The organism is Nonomuraea sp. B12E4 (assembly GCF_039871825.1).
In the GTDB taxonomy this organism is placed as follows: domain Bacteria; phylum Actinomycetota; class Actinomycetes; order Streptosporangiales; family Streptosporangiaceae; genus Nonomuraea.
Genome location: NZ_JBDPME010000002.1, coordinates 77,219 through 102,930, shown reverse-complemented (window position 1 = coordinate 102,930; position 25,712 = coordinate 77,219). Strand labels below are relative to the sequence as shown.

Genomic DNA, 25,712 nt, shown 5'->3' with positions numbered 1-25,712 from the left:
ACCGTATGAACGCAATGCTTACTCCCTCCCGAACGGACTGTCTAGCCCCCTGGGGGCAACTCGATCAGCTCCACCTGCTCACCGGCCCACCCCGGCGGAACGACCGCCAGCGCGTCGGCCAGCGCCGCGCCCCACAACGAGCCCGGCCCGTCGTGCCCCACCGGAACGGCGCCCCGCGCGGATCGCCGCACGGGCACGAGGCGGGTGTCGCGCGGATGCGCCCGCACCGCCCCGGCCAGCGCGCTGGACTCGACGCGGGCCGGGGTCATGGCCAACTCGCGCAGGACGGGCGCGAGCAGCGTGAGCGCGGCGGACAGCGCCGCGAACGGGTTCCCCGGCAGGCCCACGACCAGCGGCCCGTCCGGCAGACGGGCGAGCAGTTGCGGGTGCCCGGGCCGCACGGCCACGCCGTCCACGAGCACGTCGGCCCCGAGGCCCCCGAGCACCTTCCGCAGGTGGTCGGCGGGCCCCCTGGACGAGGCCCCGCACACCACGACGACATCGGCGAACGGCACGGATTCGTCGGTGAACGGCACGCTCCCGGGACGCGCGGTTCCGGCGCACGCTGATGCGAGGCGGGCGGCTTCGAGGCGGGCGGCCTCGGGCAACGTGGTGTCCGGCAGGGCGCCGACGGCCGGCCTCGCCAGGCAGGCGTGGAGCGGCTGCCGGCCGTCGGGCAGGCTGACCGTGTCCGCGACCCGGCCGCCCGCCCACTCCACCAGGCCCGGCAGGAACGGGCCGATGGCGTCACGCACCCGGCCCGGCCCCGGCAGGCCCTCGCGCACGACCTCGTCCCCGGTGACCAGGACGCACACGCGGGGCCTGGGGCGCACCCGGAGCGTGTCGTGCCCGAGGGCGGCGGCCAGGCCGAGCGCCACCGGCGTCAGCACCGTGCCCGCGCCCAGCGCGACGGCGCCCTCGGGGATGTCCTCGCCCCGGCGGCGGATGTGCCGCCCGGGCTCCGCCACCCCGTCCACCCACGACGGCTCCGCCACCCCGTCCACCCATGACGGAGCCGCCTGCGCCTGCTCGTACGGCAGCACCGACTCGGCCCCCACCGGAGTCGGGGCGCCGGTGGCGATCTCCACCGCCTCCCCCGGGCGCAACTCGCCGTCGTGCGGCACTCCCCCGGCCAGGACGCGGCCGACCACCCGCCACGGGCCGGGGCCCGCCACCGCGTAGCCGTCCATCGCCGAGACGTCCACCCCGGGGACGGCGACGAGCGCCGTCAGCGGGGCGGCCAACCGGCAGCCGAGAGCCTCGGAAAGGGGCAATGAAACGGGCGAAGACGGGCGGGCCGAGCGGGCCGCGAGGGCCCGCGCCATGCCCCATGACATCGCTTCCACCACTGGTTCATGCCGCACAACGGTCATAGGCAAGCTCCTTGACCCGACTTTTTCCATACTGTATACCGAATGCACAGTGGGCCGCATCAGCGGCCCATCGCACGTCACGGGGCCCCGTGCGGAAAAAAATCCGACGCGAGAACGGAGCGCAGCATGAAGGTCGCTGTTCTTGGCGCCGGCGCCATCGGCGCATACGTGGGCGCCGCCCTCCACCGGGCGGGAGCCGAGGTGCACCTCATCGCGAGAGGCGCGCACCTGCAGGCGATACGTGATGCCGGTGTGCGGGTGCTCTCCCCCAGGGGCGACTTCGTCGCCCACCCCCACGCCACCGACGACCCGACCCAGGTCGGTCCGGTGGACCATGTCTTCCTGGGCCTCAAGGCGAACAGTTACGCCTCGGCGGGCCCCATGATCAGGCCGCTTCTGCACGCGACCACGAGCATCATCGCCGCGCAGAACGGCATCCCGTGGTGGTATTTCCACGGGCTCAAGGGCCCCTACGAGGGCTACCGCATCGAGAGCGTCGATCCCGGCGGCGCGGTCACGGCCGCGCTGCCCCTGCACCGGGCGATCGGATGCGTCGTCTACGCCGCCACCGAGATCGAGGAGCCGGGCGTGATCCGGCATCTCGAGGGCACCCGCTTCTCCATCGGCGAGCCGAACGGCGAGCTGACCGAGCGGTGCTCCAGCTTCAGCCAGGCCGCCATCGAGGGCGGGCTGAAGTGTCCGGTGGAGCGTGATCTGCGGCGCGACGTCTGGATCAAACTGATGGGCAACATCTCCTTCAACCCGATCAGCGCCCTGGCCAGGGCGACCATGGCCGGCATCTGCCGTCACGACGGCGCCAGGGAGCTGGTCATGGCCATGATGCGAGAGACCGTGGACGTGGCCAACAGGGTGGGCTGCGATCCCGGCATTTCGATCGAGCGCCGCCTGCGTGGCGCGGAGAAGGCGGGCGAGCACAAAACCTCGACTCTCCAGGACCTGGAGAAGGGAAAACCGTTGGAGCTCGACGTGCTGCTCGCGGCGGTCGTCGAGCTGGCCGATCTCACCAGAGCCGAGGTCCCGACGCTGCGCGCGATCCACGCGGTGAGCGACCTGCTGAACGAGAACCTTGTCCGAGCCGTCTAGCTGGGCATACCGTACATCGCATACTGAATGGAGGACTATGCGGCTCAAGGTGACTTCGCCACCGAGCGCCGCCCGGGGCCATGGCCAGGTCTGAGGTGAGAGTTCATGTCTAGGGTCGCCGTCAAGCGGCGCATCCTGCGCGTCAAGGACACCGTCCGCACGCGCACGATCGACTCGCTGGCCGCCGAGGAACCGCTGGAGATCCGGCTCAACGGGACGCCGCTGACGGTCACCATGCGCACCCCCGGCGACGACTTCGACCTGGCCGCCGGCTTCCTGGTCAGTGAGGGAGCCGTCGACTCGCCCGACGACATCGCCACGATGCGCTACTGCGCGGGCGCGACGGTGGACGGCGAGAACACCTACAACGTGCTCGACGTACGCCTCGCGCCCGGCATCCCGGCGCCCGAGCCGCGCAACTTCTACACCACCTCCTCCTGCGGCGTCTGCGGCAAGGCGTCGCTGGAGGCGGTACGCACCGTGGCTCGCTGGAGCGCGGGAGACGACCCGGTCGAGCTGGCGCAGTCGACCGTCGCGGAGCTGCCGGGCCGTCTTCGCGCGGCCCAGCGGGTCTTCGACCGAACCGGGGGCCTGCACGCGGCCGGCCTGTTCACGGCCGACGGCGAGCCACTGTGCGTACGCGAGGACGTCGGCCGCCACAACGCCGTGGACAAGCTGCTCGGCTGGGCACTCAGGAACGGGCGGCTGCCGCTGCGGGGCACCGTGCTGATGGTGTCCGGGCGGGCGTCGTTCGAGCTGGTGCAGAAGGCGGTCATGGGCGGGGTCCCGGTGCTCACCGCGGTCTCCGCCCCCTCCTCACTCGCGGTCGAGCTGGCCGCGGAGGAAGGGCTGACGCTCATCGGGTTCCTGCGCGGCAACTCGATGAACGTCTACACCGGCGAGCGCCGCCTGCGCCCGCCGGGCGACCACACCACCGCACCGAACGGAGCCACCGCCTCGAATGGGGTCGCCGCACCGAGAGGGGGTGAAGACGTCACTTCGGGCGCCGGCCATGGCTCAGCCGGCGCACTGTCACCGGGGTGATGGCGGGATGCCGGAGGGCGCCGCCTGGCCCCCAGCCCGCCGTCCGGCATTCCCACCCGGGACTGCCGGCCCGGGTGGATTTTGACAATCATTTTCATTTTGGCGCATACTGACTCCCATGATGTCAGGATTTTCCAGGTCACACGCCATCTGCCTGCTGGCCGGAGCCGCGCTGCTCACCACCGCCGCCTGCGGCTCCTCCGGCGAGACCGCCGCCCAGGGGAGCACCAAGCCCCACGTGGTCGCCGCCTTCTACCCGCTCCAGTGGCTGACCGAGCAGGTGGGCGGCTCGGACGTGGCGGTGACGGTGCTCACCGCGCCCGGCGTCGAGCCGCACGACCTGGAACTGGGCATCAAGCAGGTGACCGAGATCCAGGACGCCGCCCTCACCGTCTACATCAAGGGCGTGCAGCCGGCCGTGGACGACGCGGTGGACCAGGACACGGGCTTCGACGCCGCCACAGCCGTCGCCACACTCCCCGCCGGCGACCACGCGGAGGAGGGCGAGGAGGAGCACACGGTCTCCTACGACCCGCACATCTGGCTCGACCCCGCCCGCCTGGCCACCGTGGCCACCAAGCTCGGCGAGCGCCTGGCGGCCGCCGACCCGGCGCACGCGCAGGCGTTCAAGGACCGCGCCGCCAAGACGGCGGACGCGCTCGGGGCACTGGACCGGGAGTTCGCCGCGGGCCTGGCCACCTGCCGGACGAAGACGCTGGTCACCGCGCACGAGGCGTTCGGCTACCTCGCCGACCGTTACAAGCTGAAGCAGGTCGGCATCACCCTCGACCCCGAGCAGGAGCCCTCGCCCGCACGCCTCTCGGAGGTGGGCAAGCTCGCCAGGACCGAGGGCGTGACCACCATCTTCACCGAGGCCCTGGTCAACCCGAAGGTCGCCGAGGTGCTGGCCGACCAGGTGGGCGCGAAGACCACCGTGCTCAACCCGCTCGAGAGCAAGCCCTCGGGCGACTACATGTCCGCCATGCGCGATAACCTCAAAACCCTACAAACAGCACTGGGGTGTACGGCATGAGCGAAACGGCCTTCGCGATGACCGACGGCCGGGTCTCCTTCGATGGCAAGCCCGTCCTCCGGGGAGTCGATCTGACCGTCAGTCCCGGCGAGGTCGTCGCCCTCCTGGGCGCCAACGGCTCCGGCAAGTCCACACTGGTCCGGGCACTGCTCGGCCTCACTCCGCTGACCGGCGGCCAGACGCTGGTCTACGGCTCCCCGCCGGGCAGGTTCCGCGACTGGTGGCGCATCGGCTACGTGCCGCAGCGGCTCCAGGTCGGCGGCGGCGTGCCGGCCACCGTGCGCGAGGTCGTCGCCTCCGGCCGCATCGCCCGGCAGAGGCGCCTGCACAGGACCAGCCCGGCCGACCGGGCCGCCGTGTCCGGCGCGCTGGAGACCGTCCGGCTGGCCGACCGGGCCGGCGACCCCGTCCAGTCGCTGTCCGGCGGGCAGCAGCAGCGGGTGCTCATCGCCCGGGCGCTGGCCGGGGAGCCGGACACGTACGTGATGGACGAGCCGACCGCCGGCGTGGACGCCGAGACGCAGCAACTGCTCGCCGACACGCTGGCCGGGCTGGTGCTCGACGGCAAGACGGTGGTGCTGGTCGCGCACGAGCTCGGCCCGCTGGAGCCGATCATCACGCGCGGCGTCGTGATCCGCGAGGGACGTGTCGCGCACGACGGCCCCCCGCCGCGGCCCGAGGGCGACTGCGCGCTGCCCGGGCACGAGCACCAGCACCCGCACGCCACGGAAACCATCCCGGGACCGCTCACCGGGTGGCAGGGAGAGTCATAATGATCTTGGAGCTTCTGCACGAGCAGCTCTTCCAGCTCGCGCTGATCGCAGCGCTGCTGGTGGGGTTGTGCGCACCCGCGGTGGGGACGTTCATCGTGCAGCGGAGACTGTCCCTGCTCGGCGACGGCATCGGGCACGTGGCGCTGACCGGCGTGGCGCTGGGGTTCCTCACCGGCAGCGCGCCGGTGCTGACCGCCGTGATCGTGTCCGTCGCCGGGGCCGTGGCCATCGAGCTGGTCAGGGCGCGCGGGCGGACGAGCGGTGACGTGGCGCTGGCGCTGCTGTTCTACGGTGGGATCGCGGGCGGCGTGATGCTGATGGGCATCGCGCCCGGCGGCAGCACCGCCAAGCTCAACTCCTATCTGTTCGGCGCCATCGCCAGCGTCACGACCCAGGACATCTGGGTCATCGCCGGGCTGGCCGCCGCCGTGATCGCGGTCGTCGCGATCTTCGGCCGGGAGCTGTTCGTGCTCTGCCAGGACGAGGAGATGGCCAGGGCCAGCGGCCTGCCGGTGCGCTTCCTCAGCCTGCTGATCGCCGTCACGGCCGCGCTCACGGTCGTCGTCGCCATGCGCGTGGTCGGGCTGCTGCTGGTCAGCGCGCTGATGGTGATCCCGGTGGCGACCAGCCAGCAGCTCACCCGGGGGTTCCGCACGACGATGCTGCTGGCCATGCTGTTCGGGGTGATCGCCTCCGTCGGCGGCCTGGTGGCCTCCACCTACTCCACCAAGGTGCCTCCTGGTGCCGCGATCGTGCTTCTTGCGCTCGCCGGCTTCGTCCTGGCCCTCGGGGTCGGTAGATTCGTACGGCGAGTTCGTACGCAGGAGTCCACAGTGAGCGAGCGGCGGAAGCTGCGCGTGGAGGAGGTCGCATGACGACGAGGCGTGATGCCGTGCACGACACCCTCCGTAAGAGCGAGGGCTTCCGCAGCGCGCAGGACGTCTATGCCGAGATGCGGCTGCACGGCGCCAAGATCGGCCTGACCACCGTCTACCGCGCCCTGCAGGCGCTGGCCGACGGGGGCAAGGTCGACGTGCTGCGTACCGACGACGGCGAGTCCGTCTACCGGGCGTGCGCCAGCGACGCCCACCACCATCACCTGGTGTGCCGGCGGTGCGGGCACACGGTGGAGGTCGCCGGGCCCGCGGTGGAGCGGTGGGCCGAGATGGTGGGGACCGAGCACGGGTTCACGGAGATCACGCACACGGTGGAGGTCTTCGGCACCTGCTCGTCCTGCTCGGCCGCGGCCCGCACCGGCTGACCGGGGCACCCGCACCGGCCGATCGAGGCGCGCCCGCACCGGCTGACCGGGGCACCGGCCGCACACTCCGGCTCAGGGCGCACCCGCCTGCCTTCACGTGACGGAGGACTCGGTCCGTTCGGCGGGGGCGGGCTCGGGCCTGCGGCGGGAGCCGTACAGGACGCCCAGCACGATCACCGCGCAGCCGGCGAGCTGCAGCGGCGAGGGCCGCTCGCCGAGCACCACGGCGGACAGCGCCACGGTGGTCATCGGCTGGATCAGCAGCAACAGCGCGGTGAGGGCGGCGGGCTGCCGCGGCAGCGTGAACGTGATCAGCGACCACCCCACCACCTGGGGCCCCAGCGCGAGCAGCAACAGCCACCCGTGCGCCGGCCACTCCGGTACGAAGTCGGCACCCCCGAACACCGGGCTGAGCAGCGCGATCGTCAGGGTGGCCACCACGGTCGCGTGCGCCAGCGGCCCCGCGGCCCGATCGGCCCCGCCCCGCTTCATCAGCAGCAGGAACGCGGCATAGGAGAGGGACGTGGCCACCCCCGCCCACACCCCCATGGCCGGATCGCTCCCGTAGGCGGCACTGTCGAACATCCCCGAGATCAGCACCACCCCGGCGAACACCACAGGCGTGCTGATCACGAGCCGCCGGGACGGCCGCTCCCCGAACAGCCCCCAGGCCGCGAACGCCACGATGAACACCTGCAGGTTGCCCAGCACGGTCGCCAGCCCCGCGCCCACGTAGTCAATGGCGTGATGCCAGAACAACAGGTCGAGCGCGAACAACACCCCCGCCGCCCAGGCCGCCAGCGCCCCCTTGAACGGCAGCGGCCCCAGCCTGCGCCGCTCCAGCCAGGCCAGGAGGAGCATCGGCGGCACGGCGTACGCGCAACGGAACAATGCCGAGGTGGCCGGCGATACACCGGATAACCGTACGAGGGGTGCCGAGGCCGAAATGATCAGCGCACCGACGATCGCGATCAGCACGATACGCCGATGTGCACTCATGGAAACCCCCGGACGCCCATGCAGGAGATACGCTGCGACAACGCTAGAACCCGGCGCGGACAGGAGTCAACATGCCGTTTGGCCATGACATGGTCCATTCTCTGGCCACCGTCGTCGAGCTGGTCAACACCTCGCCGTCCACAGGCGGAGACGAGGGCCTGGCCAGCCTGGCCGAACTGCGGACATTCGTGCAGGCCCACCAGATCAGCGGCGTCGCCACGCTGACGCCGCGCGACCTGAGCCAGGTCAGGATGGTGCGGGAGGCCTTCCACCGCGTGTTCACGGCCCCCGATCTCCCCACCGCCGTCCGCATCCTGAACGCCCTGCTGTCGGAGACCCGCATCACCCCGAGGCTCACCGAGCACGACGGCCACCCCCTGCACGTGCACTATTTCGCCGCGGACGCCGAGCTCGCCGAGCACCTGGCGGCCGACTGCGGCGTGGCCCTCGCCCATCTGCTGGTGGAGGGCGAGGCCGAGCGCCTGCGCACCTGCTCGGCCCCGGACTGCGAGCGGGTCTTCGTGGACGAGTCACGCAACCGGTCCCGGGTCTACTGCGACAGCCGCACGTGCGGCAACCGCATGCACGTCGCCGCCTACCGGGCCCGCCGCCGGGCGTAAGAGGACGTACAGACCCGTCCACGGCCCCATACCTAGCCCCAGACCGTACGAGGGCGCACAGACCCTTTCACGGCCCCATACCTCCCCAGACCGTACGAGGGCGCACAGACCGTCCACGGCCTCCGTACACCCACAGACCGCACAAAGGCCCCGACACGCGCCTCTCGCGCCAAACACGCGCCTTGGAGCGCCGGAGCAGGGCGCCCGGCCGCGGCGCGGGCACTACGGCGTCACGCGCGGCGACCTGGCCCGCTGACGGCGGGCCGTGACGCCATGGGAGGTCAGCTGACCTGGTTGGGGATCGCGCCGCCGTAGCGCCGGTCGCGCTTGGCGAACATCTCGCAGGCCTCCCAGAGGTCCCTGCGGTCGAAGTCCGGCCACAGCCGGTCGAGGAACACCATCTCGGCGTAGGCCGACTGCCACAGCATGAAGTTGGAGGTCCGCTGCTCCCCCGACGGGCGCAGGAACATGTCCACCGGCGGGATCTCCGGCTGGTAGAGGTAGCGGGCGAACACCTTCTCGTTGACCTTGCCCGGCTTGATCCGCCCGGCCGCGATGTCCTCGGCCAGCCGGACCGCCGCATCGACGACCTCGGCCTGCCCGCCGTAATTGACACAGAACTGCAACGTCAGCGCGCGGTTGGAGACGGTCATCTCCTCGGCGGCCTGCAGCTCGGAGATGACGCTCTTCCACAGCCGTCCCGGCCGGCCGGACCAGCGGACCCGGACGCCCATGGCGTTGAGCTCGTCACGCCGCCGCCTGATCACCTCGCGGTTGAACCCCATGAGGAAGCGCACCTCGTCGGGCGACCGCTTCCAGTTCTCCGTGGAGAACGCGTAGGCGCTCAGATAAGGAATCCCCAGCTCCAGGGCCCCCTCGATGACGTCGAACAGCGAGGACTCGCCCGCCTTGTGGCCCTCGGTCCGTGGCAGGTTGCGGGCCTTGGCCCAGCGGCCGTTTCCGTCCATGACGATCGCCACGTGCTGGGGCACCAGATCACGGGGAATCGGCGGCGGCGTCGCTCCCGACGGATGCGGGGATGGTGGTCGTAGGTTCACGAAGCTCCCTTTCAACATGTCGTAGAGAGCGTATTCCGTGCTCAAGGTGCCACTGCAGATAAGCGGCCACGAGTCCGCTGCATTCGCTGCGATGGCGGGGCTCCGAGGCGTCGGCGGTGGCCCAGTCTCCGCGCAGCAGCGCCGTCATGAGCCCGATCGTCTCCCCGGCGGGGATCACCGAGCCGGGCGTCTTGCAGCCCCCGCACACCACGCCACCTGCGACGATGGCGAACGCCCTGATCGCCGGGGCCCGGCACTTGGCGCACGCGTCGAGCGTGGGAGCGTAGCCCGCCACGGCCAGCGAGCGCAGGAAGTAGGCGTCCAGCACCAGTCTGGCCTCGTGGCCGTGCTCGGCGAGCGTGCGCAGCCCGCCCACCAGCAGCAGGAACTGCCGTAGCGCCGGCTCCTTCTCCCCGTGCGTCAGCCGGTCGGCCGTCTCCAGCATCGCGCTGCCCGCGGTGTAGCGGGGATAGTCGCCGGTCAGGGCCTCGCCATACGGTCTGATGGTCTCCGCCTGGGTGACGACGTCGAGCGTGCGGCCGGTGTGCAACTGCAGGTCGACATGCGTGAACGGCTCCAGCCTGGCGCCGAAGCGTGACGTGGTGCGGCGCACGCCCTTGGCCACCGCCCGGATCTTGCCCGTGCGCTTGGCCAGAATGGTGACGATGCGGTCGGCCTCCCCGAGCTTCTGCGTCCGCAGGACCACGCCTTCGTCACGGTAGAGACTCACTCGGACATCTTACGGCTGCCCGCTATATCGGCACGCGGGACGTTACGGGCATCCTCTGGTGACGCGACTTTGCGTGACCCTCACTACACTTTTACGTCTGTCCCCGCATCACCCGTTGTTCAACCCCCCGATACCGCCTCGAAAGGGAGTCATGACCCGCGTGGTCCTGCTGGGCTCTTCGCCCGGCCCCGACACCTCTCCGACCGGCCTGAGGCTGGCCACCATGCCCGGCAATCCCACCGTGGGCGAACGGCTGCGCAACCAGCTCACGTCCATGGATCCGCGGCCCGCCACGATCGAGTCCGGTGACGTGGCCGCCGCCCTGCGGGCCCTGGCCGACGTCGCAGAGTCCGCAACGGAGAACCTCTTCATCATCCCCGAGAACTCAGTCGTGCACGACGAGCTGATCTACCAGATCAGCAAGACCAAGCGCGGTGCGCTGGCGCTCGTCGCCAAGGAGCCGCGCGGGGGTTCGGCGGTGGCCGAGGAGGCACCAGAGGCACCAGAGGACAACGGCCCCGAGGAATACGTCCCGATCGACGAGGCCGAGCCCGAGATCGGGCACAACCGCGTCGAGGGACTGCCCGTACGCGTCCGCATCGGCAAGTCACGCGTCGTTTCGGTCGGCACCGCCCGGCACGCCGTGACCAGGCCGAACGGAGTGGTGCTCGGGCCGCTGCACGTGAGCGCGCGCAACGCGCCGATGCTGGCGCAGACGTGCCGCGAGCTGGCGGCCATGGCCGACGTGTTCGGCCCGGACGACGACCTGGTGCAGCTCGTGGTGTTCGGCCTGGTGCGCAACGGCGTGTCGGTCGGCATCCGGGGCCGCCGTGACCTGTTCTACCGCAGGGTCACGACCCAGGAGGAGGTCAACGAGGCCGTGCCGGAGATGGCCGGCATGAACGAGGACCGCTCCCGGCTCAACAACGCGGTCAAGGGCGCCGACGGCTTCTTCACCACCTACTTCGTCTCCACCTACTCCCGCTTCATCGCCCGCTGGTTCGCCCGGCGCGGGTGGACGCCCAACCAGGTGACGCTGATCTCGATCGCGCTCGGCGTCGCCGCGGCCGCCTGCTTCGCCACCGGCGACCGGCCGTTGATGGTGCTCGGCGGCGTGCTGATCTACTTCGCTTTCGTCTTCGACTGCGTGGACGGTCAGGTCGCGCGTTACGCCCGCAAGTTCGGCGTGCTGGGGGCATGGCTGGACGCCACGTTCGACCGCTTCAAGGAATACGTCGTCTTCGCCGGCCTGGCCGTCGGCTGGGTGGTCTCCGGCAACGGCGACGACATCTGGATCCTGGCACTGACCGCGATCGGACTGCAGTCAATACGCCACCTGCTCGACTTCTCCTTCGGCATCGCCAACCGCCGCAAACCGCCGGCCAAGCTGCCCACACTGGCGCTCGACGTGCCCGACGACCGCGACCTGCGCCAGGCGCTCGTCCGCCGGAAGGTCGAGCGCACCCAGGGCCTGCGGCGCGTGCTCAAGATGTGGACCAAGGCCGGCAAATACCGCGCCGTCCACTGGGCGCGCAAGATGATCGTGTTCCCCATCGGCGAGCGGTTCGCGGCCATCGCGATCACCGCCGCCCTCTTCGACGCCCGGATCACCTTCCTCACGCTGGTGATCTGGGGCTCCGTCGCCGCCATCTACACCCTCACCGGACGCCTCATGAGGTCGCTCGTATGATCACCCAACCGCAGGCCATGGCCACCCCCACGCCGGACCCCGACGAGGAACGCCGCCGCATCCAGACCGCCCGCCTGCTCGCCTACCGCGACGACGGGCCGCTCGCCCACGCCCTCGGCGGTAAGCTCGGCCGGGGCCTGCCCCCCGTGCCCGCCACGCTTGTCGCCCTGCTCGCCATCGTCGCCCTGACGGTCGCGGGGGTGCTCCAGCCCGGCCCGATCCTGCTGCTACCGGTGGCGATCATGCTGGTGCTCGTGCTGCCCACGACGCCGCGAAACCACCTGGGCCGCTTCGACTGGCTCACCCCGCCGCTGTTGCGCGGCACCGAGTTCTTCACCTTGATCGCCGTCGGCCTGGCCGCCGAGGCGCCCAAGTGGCTGCTGTTCGTGCTGGTTTACGTCGTGGGCTATCACACCTACGACACGGTTTATCGGACGCGGCAGAGCATCTGGCCGCCCAGGTGGGTCTTCCACGCGGGGCTGGGCTGGGAGCTGCGCCTGTTGATCATCGGTGTGGGCGCCGCCGTCGGTCAGGTGACGCCGGTGCTGGCAGTGCTGACGGCTTACCTTTTCGTGTTGTTCGCGGTGGAGAGCGTGACGAGTTGGGTCCGCCTGGACAAGGCCTCCGCGCAGGCGGGGGCCGACGCCGAGCAGGACCTGGAGGCCTCTCCCGAGGAGGCCATGGAGCAGGCCACGGGCGAGGCCGAGAAGGGCTGACCCGCTTCTCCCGTTTCCTTCACCCAACGTGCGGCGCCGCCTCTGTGCGGCGCCGCACGTTGGGTGATCTCGAAAGCCTTTCGTTTCCGTGCGGCGCCGTAGGTGATCTCAAGCTTTCGTTTCTCTACGGCGCCGCACAGAATCTCGAAGCTTTCGCTTCAGTAGAAGCTTGGGTTCCTGTACGGCTTCGCACGGTGGGCGCCTACCGCTGTACATGGCCGGGGGCCTCCAGGGTGACGCCCGCTGACCGGCGCGGGGTCGGCCGCCGTAACGGCGCCAGGTGGGCCTTCGACATGGTCAAGCGGTTGCCCGCGTGCGGGGGTGGCGCCAACGTCCGGTGGCATCGACGCCATTCCGGAAAGCAGCCGATCAGTCTGGGTTTCAGGGACACTGGGGCCGGGTGCCGGTGGGGCCGGAGCCAGGAGACGCGGATAGCGTTCTTGTCGCGGCTGTTCAAGCGGGGTGACCCGCCGGCCGAGCGGGAGGAGGCGCGCCGGCAGGGGATGCGGGACGCTCGCGAGCATCCCTTGGGCGAGTTCACCGATCCGGAGTTCCAGCCCGTGTACGTGACGGAGATTTGCGCCCGGGCCCGTGAGCAGGTGACGGAGGCGGCAGGTCGGAGAGCGCTCTCCCTGGGTGGCCTCATTGCAACCACTGCACGGTCGGTGCGGATTGTTGACAGGGGGTAAACCCTGTGTTCACATCACCGTGAGAGCGCTCTCATCTTGCCTCCATACCCCCTGGAGCGAACCAATGACGACAACGACAATCCGACATCGACGCCGGCTGGCGGCGGTGGCCGTGGTGCTCGTGGCACTCGCCGGCCTGCTCGTCAAGGTGGCCGTCAGCGCGTCCGCCTCCGTCCCGCCCCCTCCGTCGGGCTGGTCGCTCGTCTGGTCGGACGACTTCGACGGCTCGGCGAACACCCTGCCCTCGTCGGCCAACTGGATCATCGACACCGGGCACTCGTACCCGGGCGGTCCGGGCAACTGGGGCACCGGCGAGATCCAGAACTACACCTCCAGTACCGCCAACCTCGGCCTCGACGGCGCGGGCAACCTGCGCATCACGCCCCTGCGCAGCGGCTCGGGCGAGTGGACCTCGGCCCGGATCGAGACCAGGCGGGCCGACTTCAAGCCCGCCGACGGACGCATCCTGCGCATCGAGGGCCGCATCCAGATGCCCAACGTGACGGGCAGCGCCGCCCTGGGATACTGGCCGGCGTTCTGGGCGCTCGGGTCGCCATACCGGGGGAACTACTGGAACTGGCCCGCGATCGGCGAGTTCGACATCATGGAGAACGTCAACGGCATCAACTCCGTCTGGGCCGTGCTGCACTGCGGCGTCACCCCCGGCGGGCCGTGCAACGAGACCAACGGCATCGGCGCCAGCCGGGCCTGCCCCGGATCGACATGCCAGGCGGGGTTCCACACCTACCGGTTCGAGTGGGACCGCAGCGTGAGTCCCGACCAGTTGCGGTGGTACGTGGACGGGCAGCAGTTCCACACCATCAGCCAGTCCCGGTTCGACGCGACGACCTGGAACAACATGACGGGGCACGCGGGCTACTTCCTGCTGCTGAACGTGGCGATGGGCGGCGGCTTCCCCAACGGCGTGGCCGGCAGCGGAACGCCGACGGCGGCCACCGTGCCCGGGCGGCCCATGGTGGTGGACTACGTGGCGGTGTGGCAGAGCGGCGCCGGATCAACGCCGACCGTCACCCCGACCGTCACTCCGACGGTGCCGCCCGGAGGCGTCGACGCCCGTTCGACGATCGAGGCCGAGCGATACCAGGCACAGTCGGGCACCATCGTCGAGACCACCACCGACACGGGCGGTGGGCAGAACGTCGGAGGCGTCTCGAACGGAGACTGGCTGCGGTTCGACGGGGTGGACTTCGGCACGCAGGCCGCCCGGCAGTTCAAGGCCAGAGTGGCCTCGGGCGCGGGCGGCGGGGTGAGTGGCCTGGTGCAGGTCCGCCTGGACAGCCCGACAGCGGCACCCATCGGGGACCTCGCGGTGGGGAACACGGGCGGATGGCAGAGCTGGCGCACCGTGCCGGCGAACATCTCGGCGGTGACGGGAACGCACACGGTGTACCTGACCTTCAGCAGCGGCCAGCCCGCCGACTTCGTCAACGTCAACTGGTTCACCTTCTCCACCTCCTGACCCGCGGGAGCGCCACTCCCGCCTGACGCACGCCCCGCCCCCGCGCCGCGAGCTGGGGCGGGGCGTCCCCGGGGCGACACCGCTGGGACGGTCAGGTCGACTCACCGGCACCTACGGGGAATACCTCCTGTCGAAGGTGTCCAAGGTGTTCCCCACCTGTTCGAGTACCTCTAGGAAGACTCCCTGACCACCAGGCGGGTCGGCAGCACGACCGAGGTGGTGTGGCGGCCCTCCAGCCGCGACAGCAGCAGCCGCGCGAGGGCCAGCGCCTGGTCCGCCACCGGGACGCGCACGGTGGTGAGCGCCGGCGTGGTGGCCGAGGCGGCGTCGATGTCGTCGAAGCCCACGACCGCCAGGTCCTCGGGCACCCGCCGCCCCGCCTCGCGCGCCGCCCGCAGCGCCCCGATGGCGAGCTGGTCGGTGGCGGCGAGTACGGCGTCCAGGGAGGGGTTGTCGCCGAGCAGCTGGCGGGTCGCCGCCGCGCCCGAGGCGCGGTCGAGGTCGGCCGCCAGGGCGAGCAGGGGCTGCGCGCCCGCGCGGCGCAGCGCCGCCCGGTGCCCGGCCAGCCGGTCCTGGACGGTGACCAGGTCCATGGGGCCGCAGATCATGCCGAGGCGGGTCCGGCCCCGGGAGAGCAGGTGCTCGGTGGCCGCCGCCGCGCCGCCCTCGTTGTCCACGTCCACGTACGGCACCAGCGAGGCCACCGCCGGTTTGCCCAGCAGCACGACCGGCACGCCGGTACGCGAGAGCCGCTCGGCGAGCGTGTCGGCCCGGTCGGGCGGCAGCAGCACCACCCCGTCCACCAGCCGGGCCTCCACGTGCTGGACGATGCGCCGGTGGCTCTCGGCCGTGTCGGCGAGCATGAGGGTGATCTGCTTGCCGGCGCCCTCCAGCATGCTGGTGACGTACTGGACGACGGCGGCCGTCAGCGGGTCCCCGCCGTTCCTGGGGACGGACAGGACCAGGGCGATCGCGTTGGTACGCCGGGTGACCAGGCTGCGCGCGGCGGCGTTGGGCACGTACCCGAGCTCCTGGACGGCCCGCAGCACGGAGGACCGGACCTCCGGGCTGACCGACGCCTCGCCGTTGACCACGCGCGAGACCGTGGCCCTGGAGACCTGGGCGCGGGCGGCCACGGTCTCCAGGGTGGGCCGTCTGGGCCGGGTGTCCGCCAGTCCGTTGCGGCGGATGACGTCCCGGTACCAGAGCGCGCTGTCCTTCATCCGCCGCCGCTGGGTGGCGAAGTCGACGTGGACGAGGCCGAACTTGCGCTGGTATCCGTCGGCCCATTCGAGATTGTCGAGCAACGTCCAGACGAGATATCCGCGGACGCGGGCGCCGTCCGCGATGGCCGCGCGGAGAGCCCGCAGGTGCTCCTCGATGAAATTGATGCGGTCGACGTCGTGGATCCCGTCGCCGGTCACGACGTCCACGAAGTCGGCGCCGTTCTCCGTGATCATCAGGTCGATGCCCGGATAGTCGCGGGAGATGCGCCCGAGCAGCAGGGAAAGGCAGTTGGGCACGATCGGCCAGCCCATGGCGGTGACGGCCGTGGGCACCGTACAGAAGAGGATGCCCTCGCTGCCGGGGAACGCCGGATCGGCGGGCTCGCTGGGCTGCGCCTGGACGACCAGGGGGGCGTAGTAGTTGATGCCGAGCAGGTCCATGGGCCGGCCGATGGCCGCCAGGTCGCCGTCGTGGATGTGGTCGAGACCCACGGCGCGTTCGATGACCGGCAGCAGGTCGGCGGGATATTCGCCGCGCAGCAGCGGGTCCAGGAACTGCCGGTTGGCCAGGGTGTCGATCCTGGCCACGGCCTCGGCGTCCTCCTCCGACAGCGGCCGGCCGAAGTCGCTCACCTGGGCCGGGGTCATGACGGGCGAGATGTTCATCACCGCGCCGACCTTGGCGGCGCCGGCCGCGCGCAGCGCCTGGAGGCCCAGGCCGTGGGCGAGCAGCAGGTGGTGGGCGCTGGTGAAGGCGTCGGCGGCCGACTTCCGGCCCGGCGCGTGAATCCCGGAGCCGTAGCCGAGGAACGCCGCCACCCACGGCTCGTTCACCGTGAACCAGGTGCCGACCCGGTCACCCAGCCTTTCCGCGACCGCGGTGGCGTAGCCGGCGAAACGGCGGGCGGTGTCGCGGGACGGCCAGCCGCCCGCGTCCTCCAGCGCCTGCGGCAGATCCCAGTGGTAGAGGTTGGCGTACGGGGTGATGCCCGCGGCGAGCAACTCGTCCAGCAGCCGGTCGTAGAAGTCGAGCCCGGCCGGATTGAGCGTGACGCCGTCCGGGAAGACGCGCGGCCAGCTCACCGAGAAGCGGTAGGCGGCCATTCCCAGGTCCTTCATCAACCGCACGTCTTCGGGAAAGCGGTGGAAGTGGTCGCACGCCTCGGCCCGGTCGGAGGAGAAGGTGTCCCAGATGGAGGGGCCGCGGCCGTCGGCGGAAGTGGCCCCCTCGATCTGGAAGGCCGACGTCGACACTCCCCACACGAACCCCTGGGGAAAACTTGCGGTGCTCATGGTGGCGCATACCCTCCGATGACTGTCAGAAGCGCCCAGTGTCCCGCGCGCCGCTCGTCGCGCGCCAGCCTGGCCAGGCGGTATACAAGGCGCGTGGAACTGGACCGGCTCGATCGTGACATCATCGCGGCGCTCGTGGACGACGCCCGGGCTACCTACGCCGACATCGGGCACCAGGTGGGGCTGAGCGCGTCCGCGGTCAAGCGGCGGGTGGACCGGCTGCGGGGGGCGGGGGCGATCACCGGGTTCAGCGCGCGGGTGGCGCCGCAGGCGCTCGGCTGGACGACCGAGGCGTACGTGGAGCTGTTCTGCCAGGGCAAGACCAAGCCCTCGGACATCGCGCTGGCGGTGGCCAAGTTCCCCGAGGTGGTGGCGGCCGCCACGATCACCGGCGAGGCGGACGCGCTGCTGCACATCAGGGCGACGGACGTGCGGCACGTGGAGCGGGTGATCGAACGGATCGCCGCCGAGACGTTCGTGGTGCGGACGAAGAGCTCCATCGTGCTGTCACGGCTGGTGGACACCCCACCGGGAGCCGCCGTCCCGGAGGCTCCCCACGCCCTTCACGAGCACGTGCCGGAGGCGCGCCACGAGCAGGTGCCGGAGCCGCGCAACGGATCGCACGCCGGCGGCTGAAAGAAGCAACAGACACGCGCGAACACGCAATGTGGACCGCTTGGCCTGCATAAACATACATTCTTAGGCTGTCTCCGTCCCCACAAGGGGGATTTCCCCTGGTAAGCGAATGATGGAGCGCTGCATGCCCAAACACTTCCTCATGTGTCGTCCGGAGTACTTCACGGTGGAGTACGCCATCAATCCGTGGATGCATCCCGAGGCCGGCGCGAACCGCGACCTGGCGGTCCGCCAGTGGGAGGGCCTCAAGGCGGCGTACGAGGAGCTCGGGCACCGGGTCAGCCTGATCGACCCGATCGACGGGCTGCCCGACATGGTGTTCGCCGCCAACGGCGCCCTGGTCGTGGGCGGCCGCGTCTACGGCGCCCGGTTCACCTACCCGCAGCGCGGCCCGGAGGGCCCGGCCTACCTGCGGTGGTTCACCGAGCGGGGCTACCCGGCCCACGAGCCACGGCACGTCAACGAGGGCGAGGGCGACTTCCTCACCCTCGACGAGATCATCCTGGCCGGCACGGGGTTCCGCACGGACCTCGCCGCCCACCAGGAGGCGCAGGAACGCCTCGGCCGGCCCGTGGTCTCCCTGACGCTGGTGGACCCGCGCTTCTACCACCTGGACACGGCGTTGTTCCCGCTCGACGGGCACAACGTCGCGTACTACCCGGCGGCCTTCTCGGAGGGCAGCCAGGAGGTGCTGCGCCGCATGTTCCCGGACGCGGTGCTCGCGACCGCCGAGGACGCCGAGGTGCTCGGCCTGAACGCGGTCAGCGACGGCACGAACGTGGTCGTCAACTACGAGGCCTCCAACCTCCAGCTCACGCTGAAGCGGCGCGGCTACGAGGTCATCCCCGTCGACCTGTCCGAGTTGCGCAAGGCGGGCGGGGGCCCCAAGTGCTGCACACTTGAGATCAGGGGGGAAAACTGATCATGACCAGCAGCGCAGAGCTGATCGAGCTGAGCGAGCGCCGCAGCGCGCACAACTACCATCCGCTGCCCGTGGTGATCCACGAGGCGCACGGGGCCTGGGTCACCGACGTCGAGGGCAAGAAGTATCTGGACTGCCTGTCCGGCTACTCCTCGCTCAACTTCGGCCACGGCCATCCGAAGATCATCGAGGCCGCCCAGGAGCAGCTCAAGAGCCTGACCCTGACCAGCCGTGCCTTCCACCACGACCAGTTCGCGCGGTTCTGCGCCGGGCTCGGCGACCTCACCGGCAAGGACATGGTCCTGCCCATGAACACCGGCGCCGAGGCCGTCGAGACCGCCATCAAGGTGGCCCGCAAGTGGGGTTACCAGGTCAAGGGTGTCGAGCCGGAGCTGGCCAACATCATCGTCATGGAGAACAACTTCCACGGCCGCACCACCACGATCGTCAGCTTCTCCACCGACCCGGACGCGCGCGACGACTTCGGCCCGTACACGCCGGGGTTCCGGATCGTGCCCTACGGCTCGGCGGAGGCGATCCGGCAGGCCATCGACGCCAACACCGTCGCGGTGCTGGTCGAGCCGATCCAGGGCGAGGCGGGGGTGATCGTGCCGCCGGACGGCTACCTGAGCGAGGTACGGACGCTGTGCTCGGCCGAGCGCATCCTGATGATCGCCGACGAGATCCAGTCGGGGCTGGGGCGGACCGGGCAGACGTTCGCGTGCAACCACGAAGGGGTCGTGCCCGACGTCTACGTCCTGGGCAAGGCGCTCGGGGGCGGCGTCGTACCGGTCTCGGCCGTCGCCGCCGACCGGGACGTGCTGGAGGTCATCCGGCCGGGGCAGCACGGGTCCACGTTCGGCGGGAATCCGCTGGCGTGCGCGGTCGGCATCGCCGTCATCGAGCTGCTCAACACCGGCGAGTACCAGGCCAGGGCCGCCAAACTGGGCGAGGTGCTGCACACACGGCTGCGCGAGCTGGTCGGCAGGGGGGTGGTGGAGGTGCGCGGGCGCGGGCTGTGGGCGGGCATCGACATCGACCCGGCGCTGGCGACGGGGCGCGAGGTGTCCGAGGCGCTGCTGGAGCGGGGGGTGCTGGCCAAGGACACGCACGGCTCCACGATCCGCCTCGCTCCGCCGATCGTCGTCCCCGAGGAAGACCTCATCTGGGCGATCGAGCAGCTCTCCGGCGCGATCTCCTCTTTCACCATCAAATAACCCATTTTTTACGGCTTCGCACGGGAGGGCCCAACCACCGTCGGTGGTTGGGCCCTGTCCAGGGGAACGCTCCTGAGGTTCACAGGGTCGGGCGCCGATACGTGCGCGCTGTTGCCGACCTAAGTGCTCAATCGCCGGCCGGGGGCGGCTCCGGTGATGCCGTCACCGTCCGGGTGATCACCGGATACGCCTCTCCCGGTGGCTCCACGGGCACCGAGTCCTCGCTCGGCGCCTCCATGGGGAACCCGTCCTCGCTCAGCGCATCCGTGGGAAACGCTTCGTCACTCGGCGCCTCCATGGAGAACCCGTCCTCGCTCAGCGCATCCGTGGGAAACGCTTCGTCACTCGGCGCCTCCATGGGGAACGCTTCGTCACTCGGTGGCCTACTCGGGGTGTGGCAGGTGCCGCCGTTCATTGGGCGGGTCTTCACGTCCGGCAGTTCGTCCACCACCGACGCGTCGTACTGGGCCGTCAGGTTCACGACGCTGCCCACCGGGGCATTGGCCTGTCCGGCGTCCGTGACCGTGCTCCGGAGCCCCATGTACTGGCGCGTGGTGGGGTCGAAGATGAGCTGGGTGAGCTTTCCTCCCACGTCGGGACGGCCGAGGGCCACTCCCTCGCGATCCGCCCCGTCCGCCACCCCCTCGGTCACCTCGACTCCGGGGATCGTCTTCGTGGCCTCGAACAGCGCCTCCCGCTGCGCCCTGGGCAGGTACGTGTCCTCGAGCAGTCCCTTGACGTGCGCCCAGGCGGCCTCGTCCGTGCCGACGACGCGCTTGCCCTGGGCCTTGCTCACCTGGGCGGCGCTCGCCCGGTAGACGTACGCGCGCATCGCGGCCGCCTCCGACGGCAGGGTGCTCAGGGAGGCATAGTCCGGGCGGTACTGATCCCCCGGGCAGGCCGGGAGTGCGATGTACGCGGAGCCCCGCTGCTCCTTCGCGGCGGCCTCGGGCAGCGACTCGTCCGGCCACGGCCTGGAGGCGCGGCCTTCCACCAGGAGCAGGCCGTCCGCGCTTCCGTCCACCGACTGCCAGACCTTCCGGTGCTCGCGGGTGAGCTCCCGCGAGTCCACACCGCTCCGCCCGATCCTGAAGAGGGGATACATGACGTCCGACTCCACCAGGATGAACTGGCCGGGGCGTGGGTCCAGGTCGTCCGGTGCCCCGGCCGCCGCCTGGGTCGCCGACGTGGCGGGGGTGACGCCGTCCGGGCCCCTGCCCGACAGGGTCACCGCCGCCCCGCCCACCAGGGCGACCGTCACCCCGAACGCGGCCGCGGCCTGCCAGCCGAACCGGGGCAGGCGAAAGCGGCCCGCGCCGCGAGCCTGCTCCAGCAGCCGCTCGCGGGCCCGCGCCCGGGCCTCGGCGCCGTAGGGCGGCACGGCGGGCCTGCCCTCCGCGAACGCGCGGATCTCGTCCTCATCCATGCTGGGCCTCCTCTGCGAAGGGGTCGGTGCCGCCGAATGCCCTGCGGACCTTGGCGCGGAGCCGGTGCAGCCTGGACCGGACGGTGCCGATCGGCACGCCGAGCGCGAGCGCGGCGTCCTCGTAGCTCAGGTCCGCCCAGGCCACCAGCAGCAGCAGATCCCGCTCACCCGCGTTGAGCCCCGTCAGCGCCCGGGCCAGCCGGGGCTGGAGCTGCTCGGCGGTGACCCGGTCGGCGCTGCGGTCGTCGAACGTGCCGGGGCGTTCCACGCCCACCTTGGCCAGGGCCGCCGTCCTGCGGCGCTCGGCCCTGCGATGCTGGGCGACGACCCGGGTCGCGATCCCGTACAGCCAGGGTCTGGCGTCCGGCCACGAACGGTCGTACCGCGCCCGGCTCCGGAACGCGACGAGGAACACCTCCCCCGTCACGTCGTCGGCCAGCTCCGCCCCGAGGCGGCGGGCCGCGTACCGGTGGATCTCGTCGGCGTGCCGGTCGAACAGCGCCGCGAAGCTCTCCGGATCGGCGATCGAATGGCCGATCAGCGTCGAGTCATCAAGCGTCTCAGGCACATCCTGAACACCCACCACAGTGCCGGTCCTCTCTCATGCGGTCACCCTGTTCTTGGCCGCATGCCGGGGCCCGGTTCCCACTAATTCACGAGCCGCCACATCCGCAGGCCGTCGGGGGCCTCGTCCGGGGTGAAACCCGCCGCTCGCAGCTCGGTGGCCAGGCGCTCGTACGGGGGCCAGTGGTTCGTACTGACCATCTCGTCCTCACTGATCGCCACGCCGCGCTGGCGGATCCGGTAGACGAAACGCGTGGTGACGCTCTCGCCCGCGACGTCGAGCACCTGTCCGGAGATCTCGTAGACGTGCCGGCCCACCTGGTACGACCCCAGCACCTGCGCCTCGCCGGGCACGGCGGGGGCGCGGTCGCGCCAGTTGAACACCAGCCGCCCGCCCGGCTCCAGTTGCCTGGCCAGCACCCGCCACAGCTCGGCCCGGTCGACGGCGGCGAAGTTCTGCAGGACGGAGATCATCACGATCGCCTCGACCGGCTCGTCCACCTCCACGTCAAGCGCCCCGCACGGCAGCACGGTCACCCGGCTCAGCGTGGCGGGGTCGGCCGCCAGCCGGGAGACCAGGACGGAGCGCATGCCGAGCGACGGCTCGACGGCGTAGACCTCCGCGGGTGTCTCTCGGGCGATCACCTCGGTGATCAGACCGGTGCCCGCGCCGATCTCGATCACACCGCGCCGGACGCCGGCCAGCAGCGGTGGCAGGGTCCGGCGGATCGCGGGCACATGCCCGTCCTCGTGGAACAGGTCGTAGAACGGCACGGTCGCGGAGTAGGCGGCGTCATGGGAAGAATGCACGGGGTTCAGCGTAGAAGCGCTGAGTCGATCGGTCTGACGCGGTCGCCGGTGGACTCGTACCACGTCACCACGTCGGGGAGGGTGAGCGTGGCCACCGCGTTCTGGAACCAGGGGCCCTTGGTGACCCGCCACCTGAACGGCGACGGCGGGATGCCCGCCAGCCGCGCCAGCAGCCCGCCCACCAGCGTGGCGATCGAGAACTGGGTGAACACGTTGGCCCAGCGCAGCAGGCGGCTGAGCGGGTTGCGGATGGGTGAGCAGACCACCTGGTAGACCGGGGCCGGGTTGGCCTTGGCGAGGTAGGAGTAGTGCACGTCGCCCGAAAGGATCAGCACCGGCTTGCCGAGCCCGCCCAGCAGTCGCGCCAGATCCTCGAACGAGCGCCGGAACGCCGCCCAGTGCTCCAGGTCGATGGCCTGCCGGAACTTCTCCGACCACCGCCGCACCAGGCCGCCCCATTTGCCGTCGCTGAGGGCCTCGTTCCAGTTTTGCACCCGGTGCACGCCCTCCGGCAGCAGGAACGGGATGGACGAGCCGATGATCAGCCGCTCGGCCGGCTCCGTGACCTGTTCGAGCAGCCAGGCCCACTCCCCCGGGTCGAGCATGCGGCGGTCGCCGGGCGTGAGCTGCCTGGCGCACCTGGTGTCGACCATGATGAGGCGGGCGCGCCCGAGGTCGCGGGCGTAGCTCCAGCGGTTGCTGCTCGGCTCGGCGTCGGCCTTCTCGGCGAACGCGTCGAGCGCGCCGCCGTCGTCGCCGTCCATCAACGCCCGCAGCAGCGGGTCCTCCGCGCGTTCGGCCGGGGAGAGGTTGCCGAGGTGCTGGTAGATCCAGTACGCCCCGAGCCCCGACACGACCCGGCGGCGCCACCACGAGGTCCTGGCCATCTGCTCGCGCCAGGGTTGCGAGGTGTTCCAGTCGTCACGCAGGTCGTGGTCGTCGAAGATCATCGCGGTGGGCACGGTGGACAGCAGCCACCGGATGTCGGGGTCGGTCCACGCCAGGCGGTAGAGCTCCGCGTATTCCTCGAAGTCGGCGATCTCGCCCTGCGGCTCGGTGTCCCTGCGGGAGCGGATGTATTCCAGCATCTCGGGCGAGGGGTTGTCGGCGTAGACCTGGTCGCCCAGGAGCAGCAGCAGGTCGGGCCACTCCCCGTCGGCGACCTGGGCGAGGTGGCAGCCGTAGGCACGCAGCACGTCGTCGCCGTGCGTGAGAACGTGCGCGACGTCGTGCGGCACGCTGGTGCGGCACGAGCCGAACGCCAGCCGGCGCACGCCGTCGGGCGGCAGCAGCCTGATCCGGCTCGGCGGCCGGCCCTCCTCGGGCCACACCCGCTCCCCGTCGAGGCTCACCGAATAGGACGCGATATCCTGGGACAACGCAACCAGATCCACGATCGCGTAGTGGTGACCGTGCACGGTGAAGGTAGGCGACCGGTAAGACCTGCCGTCCGCCTCGATCGTGACCGTGCAGGGTTCGGCGGTCTCCACCCAGATCGAGGCGCTGCCGGAATCGACATAACGCAGCATTGGTCCCACCACGAGTGCGGGCATCCCACCCCCTGATTCAATGTTTCAGCACACTCTCGCCCGCAAGCCTGCCAGAGTGGCACGGTCCACGGCATCTCGATCACGGCCTGGATTTCTACCAAAAAACTCGGCAAGGTCAAACGCCCCGCCCTAGGATGATCGTGACGACTAGGCCCAAAAGTGGAAGGCAATGGCGCTTTCCCTCAAACAGGGCGTAAACATCAGGAGGACTCTCTTCCATGAGCATCATGGTGCCGTCAACGACGCCGGCCCTGATCACCTCGGGTCATCAGGCCCTCGATTCCGCTCTCCACCAGCTCGGCCAGGCCGCCGACCAGCTCGGGCTGGACGACGGGCTGCGCACGATGCTGGCCACGCCTCGCCGCTCGATGACCGTCTCGGTCCCGGTGCGGCGCGAGGACGGCCGCCTGGACGTCGTCCAGGGGTTCCACGTCCAGCACAACGTCTCACGCGGCCCCGCCAAGGGCGGGCTGCGCTTCCATCCCGGCGCCGACGTTCACGAGACCACCGCGCTCGCCATGTGGATGACGTGGAAGTGCGCGCTGGCCGGCATCCCGTACGGCGGTGCCGAGGGCGGCGTGGCCGTGGACCCGGCCCGGCTCACCGACCGTGAGCTGGAGCGGCTGACCCGCCGCTACGTCAACGAGATCCTGCCGCTGATCGGCCCGGAGAAGGACATCCCGGTTGCCGACGTCGGCACCGACGAGCGCACCATGACCTGGGTCAGGGACGCCTACAACCTCAACACCGGCTACCCGGTGTCCGGCGAGCCCATGGCACCGGACGGCTCGTCCGGGCGCGCCGACGCGACCGCGCGCGGCGTCCGGATCGCGGTGCTGGCGGCGCTCGGCCGGGCGCCCGCGGGCACGACCGTGGCCGTGCAGGGCTTCGGGAAGGTGGGCGCGCCGCTCGCCCAGTTCCTCGCCGAGGCCGGCTGCAAGGTCGTGGCCGTCTCCGACGCCACGGGCGCCGTCCACTCCGGCGGCGGCCTCGACATCGCCCGCCTGCGTGCCTGGACCGCCGAGTCCGGCGGCGTGGCCGGCTATCGCCACGCCGACGCGCTCGCCCGCGACGACCTGTTCGAGCTGGACGTGGACGTGCTGATCCCGGCGGCGCTCGAAGGGGCGATCACCGAGGCCAACGCGCCGCGCGTGCGCGCCCGCCTGGTCGTGGAAGGCGCCAACGGCCCCGTCACGCCGCAGGCCGACGAGATCCTGCACGCGGGCGGCACCACGGTGGTGCCCGACATCCTGGCCAACGCGGGTGAGGTGATCGTGTCCCACCTGGAGTGGGTGCAGAGCCTGCAGCCCTGCTCGTGGAGCCCGGGTGAGGTCGAGCTGAAGCTCAGCGACCTCATGCGGGGCGCCTTCTCCGAGGTCACGTCGCTGGCCGCCGACCGCGGCCTGACACTCCGGCAGGCGGCGCACGTCATCGCCGTGGGCCGGGTGGCCGAAGCCCACCAGGTGCGCGGCCTGTGCCACTGACGGCATGCGCTCGG

22 protein-coding genes and 1 pseudogene are annotated in these 25,712 nt (G+C 71.0%); 14 read left to right on the top strand and 9 right to left on the bottom strand.

Annotation, left to right across the window (positions count from 1 at the left end; all coding sequences use genetic code 11):
• Positions 1-41: 41 nt before the first annotated feature.
• Positions 42-1,325: a molybdopterin molybdotransferase MoeA gene (locus ABGB18_RS06310; protein WP_347694881.1), complete on the bottom strand. Its 1,284-nt coding sequence runs from the start codon at positions 1,323-1,325 to the stop codon at positions 42-44.
• A 174-nt stretch (positions 1,326-1,499) separates the two neighbouring features.
• Here ABGB18_RS06310 and ABGB18_RS06305 point away from each other — a divergent pair, with 174 nt between their 5' ends.
• From ABGB18_RS06305 to ABGB18_RS06280, 6 genes are all read left to right on the top strand, one after another.
• Positions 1,500-2,477, top strand: coding sequence for a 2-dehydropantoate 2-reductase (locus ABGB18_RS06305; RefSeq protein WP_347694401.1), 978 nt, complete (start codon positions 1,500-1,502; stop codon positions 2,475-2,477).
• A 105-nt stretch (positions 2,478-2,582) separates the two neighbouring features.
• The gene (gene fdhD / locus ABGB18_RS06300; protein ID WP_347694400.1) at positions 2,583-3,521 is read left to right on the top strand and encodes a formate dehydrogenase accessory sulfurtransferase FdhD; all 939 of its coding nucleotides are present in this window, start codon (positions 2,583-2,585) and stop codon (positions 3,519-3,521) included.
• A 118-nt stretch (positions 3,522-3,639) separates the two neighbouring features.
• Positions 3,640-4,554 carry a metal ABC transporter substrate-binding protein gene (locus ABGB18_RS06295; RefSeq protein WP_347694399.1) on the top strand — a complete coding sequence of 305 codons (915 nt, stop codon included), beginning with the start codon at positions 3,640-3,642 and terminating at the stop codon, positions 4,552-4,554.
• Positions 4,551-5,327, top strand: coding sequence for a metal ABC transporter ATP-binding protein (locus tag ABGB18_RS06290; RefSeq protein WP_347694398.1), 777 nt, complete (start codon positions 4,551-4,553; stop codon positions 5,325-5,327). The genes ABGB18_RS06295 and ABGB18_RS06290 overlap by 4 nt, the downstream gene beginning before the upstream one ends.
• Positions 5,328-5,329: 2 nt before the next feature.
• A complete protein-coding gene (locus ABGB18_RS06285; protein WP_347694880.1) occupies positions 5,330-6,202 on the top strand; it encodes a metal ABC transporter permease in 873 nt (290 codons plus the stop codon).
• The gene (locus ABGB18_RS06280; RefSeq protein ID WP_347694397.1) at positions 6,199-6,588 is read left to right on the top strand and encodes a transcriptional repressor; all 390 of its coding nucleotides are present in this window, start codon (positions 6,199-6,201) and stop codon (positions 6,586-6,588) included. The genes ABGB18_RS06285 and ABGB18_RS06280 overlap by 4 nt, the downstream gene beginning before the upstream one ends.
• Before the next feature lie 93 nt (positions 6,589-6,681).
• Here ABGB18_RS06280 and ABGB18_RS06275 read toward each other — a convergent pair whose 3' ends face one another.
• The gene (locus ABGB18_RS06275) at positions 6,682-7,587 is read right to left on the bottom strand and encodes a DMT family transporter (RefSeq protein WP_347694396.1); all 906 of its coding nucleotides are present in this window, start codon (positions 7,585-7,587) and stop codon (positions 6,682-6,684) included.
• A 71-nt stretch (positions 7,588-7,658) separates the two neighbouring features.
• On the opposite strand from ABGB18_RS06275, the gene ABGB18_RS06270 reads away from it, so the two are divergent.
• The gene (locus tag ABGB18_RS06270) at positions 7,659-8,207 is read left to right on the top strand and encodes a CGNR zinc finger domain-containing protein (RefSeq protein ID WP_347694395.1); all 549 of its coding nucleotides are present in this window, start codon (positions 7,659-7,661) and stop codon (positions 8,205-8,207) included.
• 281 nt (positions 8,208-8,488) lie between these two features.
• Here the strand turns inward: ABGB18_RS06270 and ABGB18_RS06265 are convergent, their stop codons facing one another.
• Positions 8,489-9,283, bottom strand: coding sequence for an isoprenyl transferase (locus tag ABGB18_RS06265; RefSeq protein ID WP_347694394.1), 795 nt, complete (start codon positions 9,281-9,283; stop codon positions 8,489-8,491).
• A complete protein-coding gene (recO, locus tag ABGB18_RS06260; protein WP_347694393.1) occupies positions 9,204-9,995 on the bottom strand; it encodes a DNA repair protein RecO in 792 nt (263 codons plus the stop codon). The genes ABGB18_RS06265 and recO overlap by 80 nt, the downstream gene beginning before the upstream one ends.
• A 151-nt stretch (positions 9,996-10,146) precedes the next feature.
• Between recO and ABGB18_RS06255 the strand changes: the two genes are divergently transcribed.
• The 3 genes from ABGB18_RS06255 (at position 10,147) to ABGB18_RS06245 (ending at position 14,570) form a co-directional block, all read left to right on the top strand.
• Entirely contained in the window at positions 10,147-11,685 is a 1,539-nt protein-coding gene (locus tag ABGB18_RS06255; RefSeq protein WP_347694392.1) for a CDP-alcohol phosphatidyltransferase family protein, read from the top strand.
• Positions 11,682-12,401 (top strand): DUF5941 domain-containing protein, encoded by a 720-nt coding sequence (locus ABGB18_RS06250; protein ID WP_347694391.1) that lies wholly within the window; start codon positions 11,682-11,684, stop codon positions 12,399-12,401. Before ABGB18_RS06255 ends, ABGB18_RS06250 begins: the two co-directional genes overlap by 4 nt.
• Positions 12,402-13,154: 753 nt before the next feature.
• Positions 13,155-14,570 (top strand): glycoside hydrolase family 16 protein, encoded by a 1,416-nt coding sequence (locus ABGB18_RS06245; RefSeq protein ID WP_347694390.1) that lies wholly within the window; start codon positions 13,155-13,157, stop codon positions 14,568-14,570.
• A gap of 170 nt (positions 14,571-14,740) precedes the next feature.
• Here ABGB18_RS06245 and ABGB18_RS06240 read toward each other — a convergent pair whose 3' ends face one another.
• Complete coding sequence (locus ABGB18_RS06240; RefSeq protein WP_347694389.1) at positions 14,741-17,089, bottom strand: GH1 family beta-glucosidase; 2,349 nt, start codon at positions 17,087-17,089, stop codon at positions 14,741-14,743.
• Positions 17,090-17,182: 93 nt separating this feature from the next.
• Here ABGB18_RS06240 and ABGB18_RS06235 point away from each other — a divergent pair.
• From ABGB18_RS06235 to rocD, 3 genes and pseudogenes are all read left to right on the top strand, one after another.
• Positions 17,183-17,617: pseudogene (locus ABGB18_RS06235) on the top strand (Lrp/AsnC family transcriptional regulator); the annotation flags it as partial.
• Between the two features lie 232 nt (positions 17,618-17,849).
• The gene (gene ddaH, locus ABGB18_RS06230) at positions 17,850-18,647 is read left to right on the top strand and encodes a dimethylargininase (protein WP_347694388.1); all 798 of its coding nucleotides are present in this window, start codon (positions 17,850-17,852) and stop codon (positions 18,645-18,647) included.
• 2 nt (positions 18,648-18,649) lie between these two features.
• Positions 18,650-19,864, top strand: a complete 1,215-nt coding sequence (rocD, locus tag ABGB18_RS06225) for an ornithine--oxo-acid transaminase (RefSeq protein WP_347694387.1) — start codon at positions 18,650-18,652, stop codon at positions 19,862-19,864.
• A gap of 127 nt (positions 19,865-19,991) precedes the next feature.
• On the opposite strand, the gene ABGB18_RS06220 is transcribed toward rocD, so the two are convergent.
• From ABGB18_RS06220 to ABGB18_RS06205, 4 genes are all read right to left on the bottom strand, one after another.
• Positions 19,992-21,290: a CU044_5270 family protein gene (locus ABGB18_RS06220; RefSeq protein ID WP_347694386.1), complete on the bottom strand. Its 1,299-nt coding sequence runs from the start codon at positions 21,288-21,290 to the stop codon at positions 19,992-19,994.
• Positions 21,283-21,858, bottom strand: coding sequence for an RNA polymerase sigma factor (locus ABGB18_RS06215; protein ID WP_347694385.1), 576 nt, complete (start codon positions 21,856-21,858; stop codon positions 21,283-21,285). The genes ABGB18_RS06220 and ABGB18_RS06215 overlap by 8 nt, the downstream gene beginning before the upstream one ends.
• Before the next feature lie 80 nt (positions 21,859-21,938).
• Positions 21,939-22,664 carry a class I SAM-dependent methyltransferase gene (locus ABGB18_RS06210; protein WP_347694384.1) on the bottom strand — a complete coding sequence of 242 codons (726 nt, stop codon included), beginning with the start codon at positions 22,662-22,664 and terminating at the stop codon, positions 21,939-21,941.
• A 5-nt stretch (positions 22,665-22,669) separates the two neighbouring features.
• Positions 22,670-24,193, bottom strand: coding sequence for an alkaline phosphatase D family protein (locus tag ABGB18_RS06205; RefSeq protein ID WP_347694383.1), 1,524 nt, complete (start codon positions 24,191-24,193; stop codon positions 22,670-22,672).
• A 239-nt stretch (positions 24,194-24,432) separates the two neighbouring features.
• Here ABGB18_RS06205 and ABGB18_RS06200 point away from each other — a divergent pair, with 239 nt between their 5' ends.
• The gene (locus ABGB18_RS06200) at positions 24,433-25,698 is read left to right on the top strand and encodes a Glu/Leu/Phe/Val dehydrogenase (protein WP_347694382.1); all 1,266 of its coding nucleotides are present in this window, start codon (positions 24,433-24,435) and stop codon (positions 25,696-25,698) included.
• Positions 25,699-25,712: the final 14 nt, after the last annotated feature.

Coding starts and splice junctions, on each gene's coding strand:
- ABGB18_RS06310 (WP_347694881.1), bottom strand. CDS start 1,325: ATGGCGCGGGCCCTCGCGGCCCGCTCGGCCCGCCCGTCTTCGCCCGTT.
- ABGB18_RS06305 (WP_347694401.1), top strand. CDS start 1,500: ATGAAGGTCGCTGTTCTTGGCGCCGGCGCCATCGGCGCATACGTGGGC.
- fdhD (WP_347694400.1), top strand. CDS start 2,583: ATGTCTAGGGTCGCCGTCAAGCGGCGCATCCTGCGCGTCAAGGACACC.
- ABGB18_RS06295 (WP_347694399.1), top strand. CDS start 3,640: ATGATGTCAGGATTTTCCAGGTCACACGCCATCTGCCTGCTGGCCGGA.
- ABGB18_RS06290 (WP_347694398.1), top strand. CDS start 4,551: ATGAGCGAAACGGCCTTCGCGATGACCGACGGCCGGGTCTCCTTCGAT.
- ABGB18_RS06280 (WP_347694397.1), top strand. CDS start 6,199: ATGACGACGAGGCGTGATGCCGTGCACGACACCCTCCGTAAGAGCGAG.
- ABGB18_RS06275 (WP_347694396.1), bottom strand. CDS start 7,587: ATGAGTGCACATCGGCGTATCGTGCTGATCGCGATCGTCGGTGCGCTG.
- ABGB18_RS06270 (WP_347694395.1), top strand. CDS start 7,659: ATGCCGTTTGGCCATGACATGGTCCATTCTCTGGCCACCGTCGTCGAG.
- ABGB18_RS06265 (WP_347694394.1), bottom strand. CDS start 9,283: ATGTTGAAAGGGAGCTTCGTGAACCTACGACCACCATCCCCGCATCCG.
- ABGB18_RS06255 (WP_347694392.1), top strand. CDS start 10,147: ATGACCCGCGTGGTCCTGCTGGGCTCTTCGCCCGGCCCCGACACCTCT.
- ABGB18_RS06250 (WP_347694391.1), top strand. CDS start 11,682: ATGATCACCCAACCGCAGGCCATGGCCACCCCCACGCCGGACCCCGAC.
- ABGB18_RS06245 (WP_347694390.1), top strand. CDS start 13,155: ATGACGACAACGACAATCCGACATCGACGCCGGCTGGCGGCGGTGGCC.
- ABGB18_RS06240 (WP_347694389.1), bottom strand. CDS start 17,089: ATGAGCACCGCAAGTTTTCCCCAGGGGTTCGTGTGGGGAGTGTCGACG.
- ddaH (WP_347694388.1), top strand. CDS start 17,850: ATGCCCAAACACTTCCTCATGTGTCGTCCGGAGTACTTCACGGTGGAG.
- rocD (WP_347694387.1), top strand. CDS start 18,650: ATGACCAGCAGCGCAGAGCTGATCGAGCTGAGCGAGCGCCGCAGCGCG.
- ABGB18_RS06220 (WP_347694386.1), bottom strand. CDS start 21,290: ATGGATGAGGACGAGATCCGCGCGTTCGCGGAGGGCAGGCCCGCCGTG.
- ABGB18_RS06205 (WP_347694383.1), bottom strand. CDS start 24,193: ATGCTGCGTTATGTCGATTCCGGCAGCGCCTCGATCTGGGTGGAGACC.
- ABGB18_RS06200 (WP_347694382.1), top strand. CDS start 24,433: ATGAGCATCATGGTGCCGTCAACGACGCCGGCCCTGATCACCTCGGGT.